Source organism: Chroogloeocystis siderophila 5.2 s.c.1 (genome assembly GCF_001904655.1).
GTDB classification, from domain to species: Bacteria; Cyanobacteriota; Cyanobacteriia; order Cyanobacteriales; family Chroococcidiopsidaceae; genus Chroogloeocystis; species Chroogloeocystis siderophila.
In genome coordinates, this window is sequence record NZ_MRCC01000002.1 from 195,846 (window position 1) to 213,521 (window position 17,676).

12 protein-coding genes are annotated in these 17,676 nt (G+C 42.5%); 5 read left to right on the top strand and 7 right to left on the bottom strand.

Annotated features, from left to right (window positions below; translation table 11 throughout):
• Positions 1–4 precede the first annotated feature (4 nt).
• From NIES1031_RS02710 to NIES1031_RS02730, 5 genes are all read right to left on the bottom strand, one after another.
• The gene (locus NIES1031_RS02710) at positions 5–3,049 is read right to left on the bottom strand and encodes a methyl-accepting chemotaxis protein (RefSeq protein ID WP_073547983.1); all 3,045 of its coding nucleotides are present in this window, start codon (positions 3,047–3,049) and stop codon (positions 5–7) included.
• Between the two features lie 79 nt (positions 3,050–3,128).
• Complete coding sequence (locus NIES1031_RS02715; protein ID WP_073547984.1) at positions 3,129–5,933, bottom strand: methyl-accepting chemotaxis protein; 2,805 nt, start codon at positions 5,931–5,933, stop codon at positions 3,129–3,131.
• A gap of 203 nt (positions 5,934–6,136) precedes the next feature.
• On the bottom strand, positions 6,137–6,697 hold the full coding sequence (locus NIES1031_RS02720; protein WP_073547985.1) for a chemotaxis protein CheW: 561 nt from the start codon (positions 6,695–6,697) through the stop codon (positions 6,137–6,139).
• A gap of 33 nt (positions 6,698–6,730) precedes the next feature.
• On the bottom strand, positions 6,731–7,096 hold the full coding sequence (locus tag NIES1031_RS02725; protein ID WP_073547986.1) for a response regulator transcription factor: 366 nt from the start codon (positions 7,094–7,096) through the stop codon (positions 6,731–6,733).
• Between the two features lie 106 nt (positions 7,097–7,202).
• A complete protein-coding gene (locus NIES1031_RS02730) occupies positions 7,203–8,363 on the bottom strand; it encodes a response regulator (protein ID WP_073547987.1) in 1,161 nt (386 codons plus the stop codon).
• Positions 8,364–9,024: 661 nt separating this feature from the next.
• Here NIES1031_RS02730 and NIES1031_RS02735 point away from each other — a divergent pair.
• Positions 9,025–9,567 carry a universal stress protein gene (locus tag NIES1031_RS02735; RefSeq protein ID WP_073547988.1) on the top strand — a complete coding sequence of 181 codons (543 nt, stop codon included), beginning with the start codon at positions 9,025–9,027 and terminating at the stop codon, positions 9,565–9,567.
• A gap of 180 nt (positions 9,568–9,747) precedes the next feature.
• Entirely contained in the window at positions 9,748–10,710 is a 963-nt protein-coding gene (locus NIES1031_RS02740; protein ID WP_073547989.1) for a protochlorophyllide reductase, read from the top strand.
• A gap of 100 nt (positions 10,711–10,810) precedes the next feature.
• On the opposite strand, the gene NIES1031_RS02745 is transcribed toward NIES1031_RS02740, so the two are convergent.
• Positions 10,811–11,356 carry a gamma-glutamylcyclotransferase gene (locus tag NIES1031_RS02745; protein WP_073547990.1) on the bottom strand — a complete coding sequence of 182 codons (546 nt, stop codon included), beginning with the start codon at positions 11,354–11,356 and terminating at the stop codon, positions 10,811–10,813.
• A gap of 533 nt (positions 11,357–11,889) precedes the next feature.
• Here NIES1031_RS02745 and NIES1031_RS02750 point away from each other — a divergent pair.
• Positions 11,890–13,545 carry an alpha-amylase family glycosyl hydrolase gene (locus NIES1031_RS02750; RefSeq protein WP_073547991.1) on the top strand — a complete coding sequence of 552 codons (1,656 nt, stop codon included), beginning with the start codon at positions 11,890–11,892 and terminating at the stop codon, positions 13,543–13,545.
• A 203-nt stretch (positions 13,546–13,748) separates the two neighbouring features.
• Here the strand turns inward: NIES1031_RS02750 and NIES1031_RS02755 are convergent, their stop codons facing one another.
• Positions 13,749–15,659 (bottom strand): ATP-binding protein, encoded by a 1,911-nt coding sequence (locus NIES1031_RS02755; RefSeq protein WP_073547992.1) that lies wholly within the window; start codon positions 15,657–15,659, stop codon positions 13,749–13,751.
• Positions 15,660–16,039: 380 nt separating this feature from the next.
• On the opposite strand from NIES1031_RS02755, the gene NIES1031_RS02760 reads away from it, so the two are divergent.
• Both NIES1031_RS02760 and NIES1031_RS02765 read left to right on the top strand, forming a co-directional pair.
• Positions 16,040–16,258: a hypothetical protein gene (locus tag NIES1031_RS02760; protein ID WP_015187893.1), complete on the top strand. Its 219-nt coding sequence runs from the start codon at positions 16,040–16,042 to the stop codon at positions 16,256–16,258.
• Positions 16,259–16,624: 366 nt separating this feature from the next.
• Positions 16,625–17,533, top strand: a complete 909-nt coding sequence (locus NIES1031_RS02765) for a cyanophycinase (RefSeq protein WP_073547993.1) — start codon at positions 16,625–16,627, stop codon at positions 17,531–17,533.
• Positions 17,534–17,676: the final 143 nt, after the last annotated feature.

Sequence of the window (17,676 nt, forward strand, 5' to 3'; positions counted from 1 at the left end):
CTCTTTAATTCACTTTGAATTGACTAGCGTTAGCTTGGAGTTTTTGTGCAACGGCTAAGAGTTCTTTGAAAGATTCCGCGACTTGCGTTGCTTCAGTTAGAGTTTTATTAGCGATCGCCGCAACATCCGACATGGTTTGCGTGACTTCGGCGGAGGCTTGGCTTTGCTCGACTGTAACTGTTGCGATCGCTTTGACGAGTTCATTAATTTGGTTGCTGACATCAGAAATTTTGTTGAGGCTGTGACGCGTTTCATCAACAAGCCGCGTACCTGCGACGACTTGTTCTGTACCAGCTTCCATTGCTGCGACGACTTCATTTGTTTCGGTTTGAATGTCTGTCACCAGCTTTTCAATTTCTGCGGTTGCTTCAGTAGATTGGCGGGCGAGGGCGCGGACGCGTTCGGCGACGACAGCAAAACCCCGTCCTTGTTCGCCAGCATTCGCGGCTTCAATTGCGGCGTTGAGCGCGAGTAAGTTTGTTTGATCTGCGAATGTACTAATCAGGTTGACGACTTTAGAAATCTTTTGCGAAGATTCACCCAGTCGCTTGACTTTTTTAGACGTCTGTGCTACAGTCTCGCGAATCGCTAAAATTCCATCAACGGTGCGGTTCATCGCGGTGTCGCCTTCAGCTACGGTCTGGCTTGCTTGTTGTACCGCCGCTTCTGCTTGTTCCGCACTCGCCGCAACCGCGCGAATCGAGTTTGCCATTTGCTGAATTCGTGCTAGGGCACTCGTAATTTCTGCGGCTTGGCGCGATGCTTCTTGTGAGAGTTCAGCAACCGAACTTTCTTTTGTCGTCGTTGTTATCGCAACTTGCTGCGCTGCTTCTTGTACCTGCGTAACGATTTGGCGGAGGCTGGAGATCGTTGCGTTGTATGAGTCGGCGATCGTCCCAATTTCATCCTCAGTCACACTTGCCCGAATCGTCAAATCCCCCTGCGTGAGCGGATCGACTTCTATCAATAGCTCTAACGCACGGCGTTGTAGCTGTTCTTTTGCGGCTTTCTGCTGTTCTAGAAGATTAACGCGGTCTAACGCAAATCCGACTTGAGTTGCTAACTGCGAGAATAAATCAATCTCGACTTGTTGCCAAGCACGCGGTGCGGAACATTGATGTGCAATTAATAAAGCAATTAACTTCCCGTTGGTGATAATTGATGCGACCAAGTTTGCCTTAACCGCAAATTGTTCGAGTTGCTGGATGTGACACTCAGTTAAGCCTGCTGTATAGATATTTTCTGTCGCTTGAACGCGCCCCCGACGATACTTATCCACATAGCGATCCGCAAAGCAAGGATCGGCAATGTTAGCCCCCAAAGCTTGCGGAAAACCATCAGCAACACATTCAGCAGTTACCGTACCTTGCCATTGTTCATCGAAGCTGTATACAACAACGCGGTCCGCTTTGAGTGCCAAACGAATTTCTTTTACTGCGGTATCTAATGTATTTTGCGTACCAAGCGCTTGACTGAGGCGAATCGTGATATCTTTTAGGATTCTGGCGCGTTCAGCTTCTTGACGACGGGCTTCTAAGTTGGCGGCGATGTTTTGCGCCATGATATTCATTTCGCGTGAAAGGACGCCGAGTTCATCTTGGCGATCGCTATCTGCATCTAAATCAAATCCCGCTTCACCTGATGCTACCTGCTGTGCAAACCTCGACAACTTCCGCATCGGACGCGCAAACGAATTCGCGATCGGAATCGAAATCAAACCAACGATGAAAAGGATACCACCTCCAATGCTGTAGGCAATTAGTTGTTGGTTTGCCAACTGGTTTTCTGCGTCTAAGAAAGATTCGCCAACATAAGCAATTCCTACAGGCTTTGCTTGTTGAGGATTAAGAATTTGCTGATGGTCGTAAAGCGGTGTATAAAATGCAAGATACTGCCTGCCAATAATACTTGTTTCCCCAATAAATTCTTCGCCTTGGTCGAGGACTTTTTCTGCTACCCCACGCGCAACTCGCGTACCAATCGCTCGTGTTTTATTATCTGTATAAGGAACGTTGGTGACGACCCTCCAATCTTTAGCAAATACTGTTGCTGTAGGCACGTTATAGTTTTGCGAAAACTTATCGACTAAACCATAGTTGCGATTAAGTAAAGTACCAATAACAACCGAGCCAACAACTCGATTATTTGCTTTGATGGGGTGAACAGCCATACTCAGTAAACCAGCCTTTCCACCATCAATTTCATACTTTCCTTCAGGAAATGGCGTTTTTTCTTCGGGCAAGTTTCGATTAGGTTGTTGCCGTAACCCAATATTCGCTTGTTTATCTAAGCCTAGCTTTTGCAGAGATTGACTTTTAACTAGTTCTATACCGGCAAGAGGTTGTCCTGTTTTCAGCGCATTTTGGACAATCGGAATATCAGTGAGAGAAATGCCTGTAGGTAAAGAAAGCTGACGATATTTGGGTAATTGTAGTTCTTGATTTGAGGCAGGTAAAAGTGGTGGATTTGTAAAATTTTCATCAATTACAAAAATATTTTGTGCTACTGTTCTACCTTGCGCATCGGTAATAATTTTAAAATTTTTAGTTAACTCAGGATTTTCCTTATTCTTGTTAATAACTAAGTAATCTTCTATAAATTCCCGACGCGCTGCTACTTGCGCTGGATTATTGAGGTCAATTTCGGTTGCTTGTAAGATTTTAGCTAGATTTTCTGCTTGCGCTTCTGTATCTACTTGCGTCCAAAGAACATACTCATTTGCAAAAATTTGTCCTTGTTGCTGCAAAGTTTGTTTCAAATCTTCTAAAGCGCGATCGCGATTTAGAGAAATCAAACCTTGCGTCACCACAAGTACAGGTATTGCCGCACTACCAACTAAAAGTAGCGTCAGCTTAGTTCTAAAAGTGAGGTTATCCCAACCACGACGCAGCCACGAAAAGGCGTTTTTAGACTTGGGCTGCAATGGTTGGGGAGAAGTTGGTTTTGACGTTCTTAAGTCTACTTCTAGTGCTTCAGAGTCTAAGCTGCTAGACGCCGAATCACTAGTTCTACTATTATTTACAGATTCTTCAAGGCGATGCTCTAACATAGTTATAAATAAATATAGAAATTAGAGTGCAGGAATTGGGGGAGGCTCGAAAAAATAACTAGCCACTTGCCCTGATTCCCTAATTAACTTTAAATTGACCAACACTCGTTTGCATTTCGTCGGCGACTGCTAGTAGTTGCTTAAAGGCGGCAGATACTTGCGTTGCTTCATTAGAAGTGCGATCAGCGATCGCTGCTACATCTGACATTGTTTTTGTAACTTCCTCAGATGCTTGTGACTGCATGACCGATGCTTCGCTAATTGCTTGTACCAAAGAGCTAATTTGAGCACTGACAACTGTAATTTTGTTAAGGCTTTGACGCGTTTCATCAACTAAACGAGTTCCAGTCACAACTCGTTCGGTTCCAGCTTCCATTGCAGCTACTAGGGCATTTGTTTCAGCTTGAATTTCTGCAACAAGCTTTTCAATCTCTGCTGTAGCTTCAGCCGATTGGCGTGCGAGCGAACCAACTTCATCCGCAACGACAGCAAATCCACGTCCTTCTTCTCCAGCACGTGCCGCTTCAATCGCTGCATTGAGTGATAGCAAGCTTGTTTGTTCGGCAAAGGAACTAATCAAACTCACAACCTTGGAAATCTTTTGTGAAGATTCACCCAGTTGTCGTACTTTAGCGGATGTTTCTGCCACAGTTTCGCGAATCGCCTCAATACCATCCACCGTGCGGTTCATTGCGCGATCGCCTGCAAGTACGGTTTCATTCGCTTGTTGTACTGCTGCTTCGGCTTGGGCGGCACTTTCGGCAACAGCTTGAATTGATAATGACATCTGGCGAACTTTTTCGAGTGCCAGCGCAATTTCTTCTGCTTGCCGCAATGCTTCCGTTGATAGCTCAGCGACAGCAACTTCATTACTTGACGTTGTATTAGCTACCTGCGCCGCTGCATTTTGTACTGTAGCAACGATCTGCCGTAAGCTATTGATAGTAGCGTTGTAAGAGTCAGCAACTGTGCCAATCTCATCCGCAGTCACTTTGGCGCGGATTGTGAGATCGCCACGACTGACAGGGTCAACTTCTTGCAGTAGCTCTAGCGCGCGTTGTTGTAGCTGTTCTTTAGCAGTTTGTTGCTGTTCTAGCAACTTAGCACGGTCTAAAGCAAAGCCGACTTGCGATGCAACTTGGGAGAATAAATCAATTTCCGATTGCTGCCACGATCGCGGTACAGAACACTGATGCGCAATCAATAAGCCTAAAAGCTGACCGTCTTGCAGTATAGGAGCAACTAAATTTGCTTTGACTGCAAACTGTTCGAGTTGGTTAATATGACACTCAGTAAGACCTGCTGTGTAAATATTATCTGTAGCTTGTATCCGACCTTGCTGATAGCGTTCTACATATTTATCCGCAAAGCAGGGGTCGTTGATAGCTACACCCAAGGCTTGCGGAAATCCGGCGACAACTGATTCCGCAACCACTGTACCTTGCCATCGCTCATCAAACGTATAAACAACAACTCTATCAACCTTGAGGGCTTGACGAGCCTCCATAACAGCAGACTCAAAAATGTCTTGTATTTGTGTATATTGAACTAGCTTAACTGTAATATCTTTTACTTGTTTTATACGTTCGGCTTCAGCGGCTTGAGTATCTAGTAATTGCTGTAATCGGGCTGCCATTGAGTTGATGTTACTGCCTAGAGTGGCAAGTTCGTCATTGCCTTTAACAGGAATCCGACTGTCAAGTTCTCCTTCTCCAAGTCGTTCTACAGTATCGGCTGCGGTTAAAATTGGTTTAGTTGCACGGTTAGCAAGGTATGCAGCCAGTAAACCAACCAGCAGCGCGGTTAATCCAGTTCCTAGTATGAGTGTTGTTTCTAAGCGTTGAAGAGGTGCAAAAGCGATCGAGGTATCTTTGAGAAGAACAATTTGCCAGTACAAATCCGGTAGTCCTTCAAGCGATTGCGTGGGAGTATACGCAGCGATTTCTTCCTTGTTATCTTTTATATCTGTCACAATTTCAGAGCCAGATTTTCTAGTGATGAGAGGTTTTGCCAACCCAGGGAAGTGCTCGAAAAATTCTCTACCAAGTCGATACTCTTCACCAGTTGCAATAAAGACTTCTCCTGCCGCGTCAAGGATATGATATTCATCTTCGACACCTTCAGTTAAAAGAAAGTTTGCAAGTTGCTTGACAGGCATCCGCGTACGCAAAATCGCAATCATTTCACTTGTAGTGCGATCGCGAATGGGTGCCGCAGCATGAATAACGAGTTCTTCAGATGTTGGCGACTTTGTGGGAAGGTCAATATAGGATTTTGCGTTTTTCTTAACGAACTGAAAATACAATTGATCGCCCTGATTTGGTAGCGCAGCACCTTGCGATTGAAATAAGATATTTCCCTCAAGATCGAGTACAGCAATACTGTCGTATGCTTTGTAATTTTTGATGTAACCATCAAGAATTTCTTGCTTTTGTTCCAGCGTTGTTTGCGATCGCAACTGCGGATCGGTAAAAATTGCCAAACTTGATAACGTTTGTAAATCTCCATAACGCTCTAGCATAAAGCCATTTGCTTTATTGGCGATGAGAGATGTTTTTTCAACTTGCCCTTGAATCACCTGTTTGACAAATGCTTGGCGCGCAAACCGATATGCAGTCGCCCCAATTGCTAGGACAGGTAAAGTTCCTATTGCGATTGCCAGTGCGGTTGCTTTATACCGTAAGCTAATTCCCTTGGACTTGCGCTGTTTGGTTTCGTTGGGGTCTACTGGCGGTGATAATTCCGCGATCGTATCTGTATCTTGTTGAGGCGTAACCCATTCGGTTTGCGGTAACTGGTTATGAATTACCACTGTACCTTGCTCAGAGGAATTCGGAGCATCAGTTGTAGATGTATTTGTATGGGGTTCAGAAGAGGGAACCATAGGTAAAAACTAATAAAAAATATAGTTATTGACATCAAAACCTGGAAACAAAGGCTTGATGTGATGTATGTTTTAGTCGCTTGCTTATACGGCAAGCACGCGAATGACTAATTGCGCATTGCTGTTGGCAAATAACAATTAGCGAAAACAAAAATTATGCACAAATTGAGCTAAATTTAGTAAAAAGACCATGTATGAAAAATTTAGTTTTGAGCCATTCCCGCAATAATTGAGTTGCCGTCAAGCACCACTGTGATTTCACCTGTTGGTTTGAGCCAATAACCACGCAGAAAAGGAACTAATTCAGGTTTAACTGCTGATTGTGGAGGAGATTGAATAATATCTGGGTTACAGGATTCGAGATCTTCTACACGATTAACCAACAATCCCAGCATCTTTTCACCGGTATTTTGATTTCCTGGGGTAAATTTCTCTGACTGGGCATTACGAATAACGACAGCGGTATAAATTGAATAATAGGTCGTTTGTTGCGACAATGGAGTCAGCCCTAACAAATGTCCTAAATCGACAATCCACAAAATTTCACCCCGCCAGTTATAAACACCTAACACCCAAACTGGCATATGGGGAATCGGGACAACTTGAGCGATCGGGATCGTTAGCACTTCGGTTATCTGATTCACTGCCAGCATAGCTGTTGTATCAGGAACGAGGTGTACTCGCAAAAACTGTTGAGTGACACCTGTGGTTTGTTCAGTTGCAATGCTAGGTGTCGTGCCTCTTGTCAAAAACTCCGATATCATGGCTCATCTCCTGGCGAGGCGATCATTATTGCCTTAACTTTGAATTAGTTGTTTAACAGTACGTACGAGTTCTTCTTGATCGACAGGTTTAGATAGATACGCGTCTGCACCTTGCTTTTTACCCCAGAATTTATCCATATCACTGCCTTTGGTTGAGCAGATCACGACAGGAATTTTACTGGTGCTTGCTTCGGCTTTCAGATCGCGGCAAAGTTCAAAACCACTTTTATCGGGTAGCACGACATCTAAAATAATCGCATCTGGTTTTTGACTGCTGAGTTTGTTCATCGCATCGCCACCATCGCACGCTGTGATGACATTTAAGCCGCTACGACGCAGACAGCTACTGATAATTTCGATCTCAGTAATCGAGTCATCAACAACTAAAACTGTACTCATCGTTTAACCTCAGAAATAATAACTAGTTGTGTTTATCGTTGTGCTAAAAGCAGCGCTAAGCTGCCTGACACGAGGGTGTTGTCAGGTAAATCTCAAAGCAACAAAATTACACCTGTGGAGTTTTGTTGAGGTGCGTTTGTGTTACTTCTAGTAACGTTTGGGCATCCACTGGTTTACTTAAGAAATCTGTGGCACCAACAAGTTTGGCTCGAACGCGATCAATAATGCCATCATTACCAGTGAGAATAATAATTGGCGTATCGCGAAACACAGACACTTTGCGTAATTGACTGCAAATTTCATAGCCATTTGTATTTGGCATGACTAAATCTAAAAAAATTAACTCTGGTTTGCGAGTTAGTAATGTTGCGATCGCGCGTAACGAGTCTTGAATAGAGATAAATTGATAGCCTGCGGTTGTTAAGATCTTTTCTAAACTTTGACAAACTAACGGACTATCATCGACGCAGGCGATTAAAGCTTTTGAGGAAGCGATAGTTGGTTGTGATGCGACGGTAGCAGGTGGGGAAATTGGTGGTGCCGCATCAGGAATATCTACAAATTCAATTAAGCCTGATTGAATATAAGGTAGAAGTGAAGAAGTGACTTCCATCACATCACGTTTCATTCCCGCTGCAATATCGCGTAGCGATCGCTGTCCGTCTAGTAATTTTGTCAAGTTTTGAAAGACTGCTGGTGAGACTTGCTGTTGTAACTGTTCGGGTTCGCGAATGATCGGGGCGCGGTTGGGCGAACGATCTGCGAGTTTTGCTTTTTGCCAGTTTTGCCACGCGTTTTGGGCTTCGGCAATTGCTTGTCCTGGTTCGAGCAATACGAGTTGCGGAACCGAGAGATTATCTGGCTTTACTTTACCTGTAATATTTGTTGCTTGAGTGATATCAAATAACACTTCGGCAACAATTGAAGTAATAATTTTGGCTGCTTGATCGCGCGTTGTTTGTTGTTGTTCGACTGCCGAATACAACAAAAGATATTCCCAAGAGATCTCACCACTACTATTGTCAGTATTTTCTGGAAACTTGAGGGCATTTACATCAATTTGGGGGCAGTAAGTCAGTAGATTTCTTCGCCACCGCTTGACAGGATGATTACCACCTGTAGCATATAAAATCCGCCCTAGAAATAGGTAAATATTCCACTCTTGACCTTGAATGTCTTTGAGTATTAATTTTCCACTAAATCTTTCTTGCTTTAATATTGCCAGTTTACTGACAAAATCGGTATTATTGATTGTTTCAGCAAGCATAATATTGAATTCTCGCTACATTTTTGTGTACTACCAGTTGCCATAAATTGAATACTTAACTGGAATGGCTTACTAAAATCCTAAGCATTTAAATATCGTTTATCATTTAAATTATTCAATAATATTAATCATGTAACTATGTCAAAATATGCGTTTATTTTCACTCGCAATTCAGAGCGTGAAGCAAACCACAGTTCCTACTCTGTTTTGATTGCAACAAATACCACTCCTCGTTAAGTTGAGTCGATCATGACATTGCTATAATTAACTCAGTAACCGTATCAATACTGAAATTATCTAAGCAAGAAAGCTAGATATAAGTGTTATCGCGGGATATGAAAACGATGTATTAGCGTGCAATCATCGTTATAACTTCTCAAAAATCAGCTTTCTGGATTAAATTCTCAAAAAGCTTAAATATTGGCGACTTAGGAGTGAGCAACAAGATGAAAATTATGCTGGGCTGGTACGCGATCGCGCCTGACGCATCACGCGTCCTAGTTATGCTTTGTCAGCCAAGTTAGTGGAGTTGCCATTTTTTAAGTTTCCCCACAATTTCCTCAAATTCTTTGTATATATACATAAATTAGAAGTATACCCAACGGTTATTGCTATCCTGCTTTCTGGTACGAATGACAATGCATAGTTGGAGGCAGTTTATATGTTCGACCGAATTCTCGTTGCAATGGATACCTCTGCAATTGGTAAAGTTGTATTTGAAGAAGCGCTGTGTCTGGCAAAAGTTAGTAATGCTCGGTTAATGCTGTTGCACGTTCTATCAGGAGAAGCCGAAGGAAGTGCAAGTGTGCCGATATTTCCCACAATGGGATATTATCCTGGCGTGAGCGATCGCACGTTGGAACTGTATCAACAGCAGTGGCAAGAAATGGAAAGACATGGCTTAGAGTTACTGCGATCATATACAGACCAAGCAACAGTTGCAGGCATCACCACAGAGTTTAATCAATGTGCGGGTAGTCCTGGTCGCACGATATGCAGTACAGCGCGTGATTGGCAAGCTAACTTGATTGTCATCGGGCGTAGAGGTCTTTCTGGCTTAAGCGAGCTACTTTTGGGTAGTGTGAGCAACTATGTTTTGCATCATGCACCTTGCTCGGTATTGACTGTTCAACATCGGGTAAGCACTCACCCTGAAGCAACTCAACAAGAGCAAATAATCGAAAAATTAGAAGTTAGTAGTTAGTCGTCTTTTGGTAATGGGTAATAGGTCATGGGAGAATTAACCATCAATTACCACCCTTGAGTTACGTTTATTTTCACATTCTTACCATAGTTTCATTTCTACATATCTACATATAAGTTGGATCAGTGGTGTGAGATCCTAAGAAAAGCTTAGAAGCAGTTAACGGAGTTGGAACGTAGCATGGAACAACATCACAAGTCAACAGTTGTCATTACAGGAGCATCGTCAGGAGTTGGTTTGTACGCGGCAAAAGCGTTTGCTCAAAGAGGATGGCACGTAGTGATGGCGTGTCGCAATTTGGAGAAGGCAAAAGACGCTGCTGAAAGTGTAGAAATACCACAAGACAGCTACACTGTTATGCATATTGACCTTGGTTCGCTCGATAGCGTTCGCAAGTTTGTAAACGACTTTAGGGCAAGTGGCAAATCATTAGATGCTTTGGTGTGCAATGCTGCGATTTATATGCCTTTGTTAAAAGAGCCACAGCGCAGCCCAGAAGGTTATGAGTTGACAATGACGACTAACCATCTTGGTCATTTTCTGCTGTGCAACCTTATGCTTGAAGATCTCAAGAATTCACCGGCTACGGATAAGCGAGTCGTCATTTTGGGAACTGTGACGCATAATCCTGATGAATTGGGTGGTAAGATTCCCCCGCGCCCTGACTTAGGAAACTTAGATGGTTTTGCTGAGGGCTTCAAAGCCCCAATCTCAATGGTTGATGGTAAGAAATTTGAACCTGTAAAAGCTTACAAAGATAGCAAAGTTTGTAATGTCTTGACGATGCGAGAGTTACATCGACGTTATCACGATGCAACTGGAATTACTTTCACTTCGCTGTATCCAGGTTGTGTTGCTGATACTCCGCTCTTTCGCAATCACTATCCGCTGTTTCAGAAACTTTTCCCTTTGTTTCAAAAGTACATCACCGGAGGGTATGTATCGCAAGAATTAGCTGGTGAGCGCGTCGCAGCGGTAGTCATCGATCCTGAATACAAACAGTCGGGTGTTTATTGGAGTTGGGGTAATCGCCAGAAGAAAGATGGTAAGCCATTTGTGCAAAAGGTTTCTCCCCAGGCGAGTGATGATACAAAAGCTGAGCGGATGTGGGATTTGAGTGAAAAGCTCGTTGGGCTTGCATGAAGATAGAGAGGGGTCAGAGGTCGGGGATCAGAGGTCAGGAAATGCGGACAACGATTCATTGTGCTGATCCTTGACTTTTACCTCGTGACATCTTAATTGCTCAAGCTGAGCGCAATATCTGATTATGAGTGTAGCGCTGTTGTAGTTGATGCATATGATTGAATAAGTTCCAGCAGTATTGCTCGGTGAGTCCACACGTCACTGCACCCCGCAGCACAACGTTAAAGTACCAATCGTTTGGAGCGAGTTCTTCGGTTAGTTTATCGACAACTACGTAAGTACGAACGTTTTGATATAGGCGATCGCTGCTGGAAACACTAATAATTTCTTGACGATACCAATTTTGTAGCACGCCTTCGCGTTCGTCTAAATGAGCGCTTAAGCGCCAGGGTAATTGATACAATACGCCCTCTACAACAGCACTTTTGTCTTTAATGATGTCTAAAACTCCCGAATGACGCAGCGCCGAATACGAATAAAATCCCAGACGATATCCTTTTAGCTGGGCGGGCCCGATTACGTAAATGTGCGTTTTTTCACCGAGTGATCGCTTGAGATCTACCGGACACATACAAGAACCGTACGCAAAGTAGTAAAACATTGCGTCTGCGGAGTGCTGCGCTGCTTGTCGTACCGGAAAGCTCATATAGCTGCTATCAAAGTATTTATCGTTCAGCCAATTTTAGCAGAACTTTTTTGATATAAAACCACATATTCCGACCGATAAAGTGTATTTTCTCTACGTTGCCAAATGGTGTAGTACGGAGGAACGTGTGAGGCTGTCAACCGGATTGGCATTGTATTAACTGTGCGATCGCAGGTGTCATTGCATTGGTTAAATCAAAGTAATTCTTGAAGAAAAACGGCATTTTTGTCGAAAAAATTCAGTAAACATTATTCAATGCTTATGTATTTTTGCTGAATAAATATTAAAAAACAAGTAATAAAAAATACTATTGCCTCGAAAAACATCATTACATATATAAATATAGAATTTGATAAAATTCGATTTACAGCGATTATTAGGAGAAATCAATCTTAAACTATCTTAAATGCTAATTATCGCTTGATTGTGGAGAAAGCCACATATATAGAGCAACATACTTCTTGGGGCTTATAGACTGATGCGACCAGAAACAAGATAATACGGGTATCTATATTGCTAATTTAACTACGTCTATGGCAGCTCCGATTGAATTTGAATTGTTTGCTCCATACATCAAAGGAGCAGCCTTAATCGGGGATTTCTCAAATTGGGAAGATATCCCCATGCAAAAAGGTGAAGACGGTTATTTCCGTACGCAAGTAGAACTTGAAGACGGTAGTTATCAATATAAATTTCGCGTTCAATCCAAATCTTGGTTTTTTGAACCAGATCAATGGGTTGAGGTTGTCGATCCTTATGCGGTAGATATTGATAACCCTACTCAAAATGGAGTTGTACGGATCAAAGACGGACAACGCATCGTTGACACCTATCTTTGGCAACACGATGATAAGCCATTACCCGCAGACCATGAGTTAGTCATCTATGAATTACACGTAGGCGATTTCTCTGGGGGCGAGGATGACCCTTATGCGCGTGGTAAGTACAAGCACGTTGTTGAGAAACTCGACTATCTCTGCGAATTGGGCATTAATGCGATCGAACTTATGCCCGTTAAAGAATACCCAGGAGATCATAGCTGGGGATACAACCCTCGGCATTTCTTCGCTACAGAATCGAGTTACGGTCCAACAGAGGGATTAAAACATTTGATCGATGAATGCCATGCGCGAGGAATTCGCGTCATTATGGATGGTATTTATAACCACTCCGAGGCATCAGCCCCACTGACACAAATTGATCATGATTATTGGTATCATCATGCTCCTCGCGATCCTGATAACAACTGGGGACCAGAATTTAATTATGAGCATTACGACGAAAATTTAGAAACTTATCCAGCACGGCGATTTATTGGTGATAATGTCCGTTTCTGGATTCAGGAGTATCACACAGACGGTATTCGCTTCGATGCCGCACGGCAAATTGCTAACTACGACTTTATGCACTGGATTGTGCAAGAAGCCAAAAAGACGGCTGATATGAAGCCATTTTATACCGTTGCCGAACATATTCCCGAAACTCCCAGCATTACTAACGCTGATGGACCAATGGATGGTTGCTGGCATGATAGCTTTTATCACTGTGTTTTAGAACATATCTGCGGTGACACGTTTGATTTAGAACGCCTCAAGGATGTCATCGACTGTAAACGTCAAGGCTTCATGGGGACAGTGAACGTCGTTAATTATTTAACAAATCACGACCACAACCACCTGATGGTCGAGTTAGGCGATCGCGAAATTTTTGATGAAGAAGCATTCAAGCGGATCAAACTTGGGGTCGCCATTTTAATGACAGCAATCGGCGTTCCACTTGTATGGATGGGTGAAGAGTTTGGCGAATACAAGTCTAAAACTCCTGATTCTGCCAAAATTGATTGGACTTTGCTAGGCAACGACCTCAATCGTGGTTTATTTGAGTACTACAAAGGAATGATTGGGCTACGCAAGCAAAATCATGCACTTTACACCGAAAATATTGACTTCTTTCACGAAAATCCAGAAGCTAAAGTTCTCGCTTACACGCGCTGGAATGAGGAAGGTTCGCGTGTTGTTGTCATTGCGAACTTCTCAGAAAACTTCCTCGGTGGTTATCATGTGCCTAACTTCCCTGCGGCTGGTACGTGGCATGAATGGACAGGAGACTACGATATAGAGTCTGGAGACGATGGCATGATGCTTGACATTGGAGGTTACGAAGCCAAAGTGTTTGTTTGGCAACAGTAATGAGTTAGCTAAATGCGTTAAGCATTCCTCAGGTGAGCTTCATTCGTGTAGCTCACTTTTGGTTTTACGCACATTATCCTAACGTCTGTTCAATGGAAATAAGCTCAGCGGTTGACACCGCAGCTATACAAACGAAACCTATCTTCATACGTTTTTTAACATTGTTTTTTAGTTGAGCGAGGTGCGATTTTAATTGCTAGGCTTTATAATATTGTGCCGATCTCCTTAAGATAGACTCGTGTGAATGGCTCACCTACACCTAACGTGTAATCTTCAATCAAGCCTCGACGCCGAATAGAAATATTGTCTCTTTCTTTAACAACGATAGTTGAGTCTTCAAAAACATCTCGCGTCAACATCATTTCTGTTTCTGTCGGATCGTTGAGGACAACCATGTTACTACCGTAGTAAAACATTCCTTCTTTTTCTAAAACGTCTTCGTTATACTCGGCAATGAGTAAATCAAGCTTGGGATTGCGTAGTAAGTTTTGAACATTGTTGTTGTAGACTTTATTCAAAACTTTTTGCGAACGATTGACAAAAACACCATCTTGACAAACTGCACCGATTGTCCAGTCAGGATGCTGCAAGAGAATGTGGTCAATTGTTTCTTGGAGTTCTCCTACAGAAACGCGATTGAATGTAATAATCGGTATTCTGGCATGACTGCCAGAATCAAAAAATGTTTCGAGAATATGCGATGGCACATCAACGCTTTCACCAACAGCAGGATTGAGGTGCATGAAAATGCCAGGCGCTGCATTAATTTCGATGATACCAAAATTACCTGATTTCCAAGACTCAGCAAGACTGCACGTAATGACGTCAATACCAAGACAAGTCAATCGAAAATGCTGGGCAATATCCTGTGCCAAAATAATGTTGTCATGATGAACATTGCGCGTTGCATCAATACTAAATCCGCCCGCAGAAAGATTAGCAACTTTACGCAGATATACAGTCCGATCTTTTTCCAGTACGCTATCTAATGATAAACCTTGTTCTTCTAAGTAGAGTTCCATTGCCTCATCGCACTGAATTTTACTCATTGCAGAGGTGGGTGTATCAAGACGCGCTGGTTTACAATTTTCACGCTCAATTAATTCGGCAATTGTCGATTCATCGTCACCAACAACCGATGCAGGACGCCGTTCGGTTGCAGCTACAAACCTACCATTAACACAAAGTAATCGAAAATCTGACCCTGAGATACTCTTTTCAACAATGATCCGAACCGGCTGATCTTCGGGAATCGCCTTGACTGCCCTATTGTAAGCAGATCTGAGTTCCTCAGAATTTTGCACATCTGCGGTGACGCCGATTCCTTTATGTCCTACTACTGGCTTCACGGCGACGGGATAACCAATGTCTGTGGCTACTGCTAAGGCTTCTTTGAGCGAAGTTACCAGATCGCCACTCGGAACAGGAAAACCAAGCGTAGCGAGAAAAGCCTTGCAGTCATCTTTGCGTGTGGTAAAGTCTGAATCGAGGTGACTATCAGAGTCAAAAGTTGTGGCTACACCGCGTACTTGCTTTCTACCATAGCCATATTGCATCAAACCTTCATCCCACAGATAAAATGTCGGAATGCGTTTTTGATCAGCGGTGCGCAATAAAGCATAAACTGTAGGACCACCGTAAACTGATTGCCGGAATTTATCTTGAAGGACTCTAATCTGCTCATCGTAGATGATTTCTCGGTTTTGTGTAATAGCTTCAAACCAATCCCAAACAAAATAAACAACTGCGCGGACTGTTTTACCATGCAATGATTGCACTGCGATGCTGGCGTACTCTAGATGGTGTTCAATACTCCAACGACTTAAATGTAAGCCCATGTCAAGTTTCCCGACTTCGGACACTGTGCGGGCAAACAAATGTGCGTGAGATTGATACTGTTCGGTACGCAGTTGCGGATAGCGATCGCTTACTGCTGCAATATAATCTTCTATGGCTAAAGGTTCCTGATACTCTGTCAGCGCTAAATCAAAGACTAATGCGCCTGTTTCTAAATAACGATTAGGACCTTCGTAATGTTTTAAATTAAAGATATCAAAGACATCAGTTGCTCTAGCATTCACTCTAACTACATCTGTACTTGCGCTTTGTACCATCGAGTTTCTCCCAAAAATCATTATGGACGCTCAGTTGCGCCTCAACTTCACTGCTTACTAATTACCTCTGGAGAAGCCGAAGGCTATAGATATGTGCAATTAATGCACAAGCTGTTTTGGTATGGCTAGCATTCTCTTGCGCGTGAACGTCCTTGAATATCAAACCAAATATGACTAGCCACGTCTGCGACCAAGATTAACTTTAATAGCGCTATTTTTCAGCTATCTGAGGGTATAGTTTGGCTAAAGCTTTTTTCCAACTCAGTGTTTAATCTCGTTGATTTTTTAGCTTAGATATATAACCTGCGAAAGGTGCGCTCTGACTACTGCCATGAGTAAATATAAATATTAATTAAAGAAGTTTAGGAGACAGCACAATTATGAACGATATGGAAGCTGCTCTTCGAGAAGAAATTCGGCAACTAGCAGAAGAAGCATTTCATAGAAAACTCATCTCAGGTTATGGTGATGGTCCAACCAAAAATGAGTATCAAATTGTTTTTAAAGGAAAACCAAGGCACCTTCCGCTTAAACGGGCGCGCGCTTTCCTAGACAACTTAATTTTGCGAAGCCGTGTTAGAGAAGCTTCTTCAGTGTAGGCAATCAATAAGTACTTTGTAATAAAAATTTTAACCTTAAATATACCTGCCGTTAGTAACAGATCCTAGTTTTAGGGTCTTTTTTATGTCCATAAAAGTTGTTTGTAGCCATTCTGCAATTCGTGTTAACTCAGACACCGTAGGTTTTAATCTTCTGTATATAAATCTACCAAAGGGTAATAGCATAAACAAAATTATTATGGTCTAGTTAACATGTATAAGCAGGATTTATGCAAGTTCTTGTTCTTTTCTACGTAAGATTATTTTGTCATTAGAAGTAGGTGAACAGAGAACTAACAAAGGTTGAAACTCAAACGTCCGTCGATGATGCTTAAGTCCTGATTCTCAGCAACAATCGGAGGAAATATGGCACAAAGCCAAGCAAAAGGTCAATTGGTGATTATCGGTGGAGCCGAAGATAAAGAGGGAGAATGCACGATTTTACGTGAATTTGTTCGCCGTGCAGGAGGAACAAAAGCTAGAGTTGTGATTATGACAGCCGCAACCGAACTACCACGCGAAGTTGGAGAAAATTATATTAGAATTTTTGAGCGTTTAGGCGCTGAAGATGTACGGATAATAGATACAGAAACACGTGAAGATGCTAGCTCTTCAACAGCATTGGAAGCAATTGAAAAAGCAACAGGTGTATTTTTTACTGGAGGGGATCAAGCCCGTATTACAAGTATTTTAAAAGATACAGAAATTGATACAAAAATTCACGAACGCTTTCAAACAGGAATTGTTGTTGGCGGAACAAGCGCGGGAGCGGCGGTGATGCCTGATGTCATGATTGTAGAAGGCGACTCTGAGACAAACCCTCGCATGGAAATTGTAGACTTAGGTCCTGGTATGGCCTTTCTTCCAGGAGTTGTCATCGATCAACATTTCTCACAACGCGGGCGCTTAGGACGCTTAATTGCGGCGCTAGCACAACAGCCTGCTGTTTTAGGATTTGGTATTGATGAAAATACCGCTATAGTTGTAAGTGATGACCAATTTGAAGTTGTTGGGGAAGGTTCAGTTACAGTTGTAGATGATTCCAATGTTAATCATACCAATGTTAACGAAATACTAAAGGATGAGGCTTTAGCTGTTTGTGGTGCTAAACTGCATATCTTACCTCATGGCTACAAGTTCAATCTCAAAACTCGCAAGCCCATATTAGATAACGTTTCTTCAGCTTCTACTAAATTACAAAATAATGGTTCAAATGATAACCAAACAGTAGAAGTATCAACTGAGCAACAATTATTAGAGCAGTTAGCAACATAAAATAAATTAAGCAATTAATCTGTTGGAGAAGAAGCGTTACCACTTCTTCTTTTTTGTATAATTAGATAAGTTAATATTTAAAAGTTAGTAGATATTTTATTAAAGAACTTATTGATAGTTTATTTTAGGATGTTCATACTAAC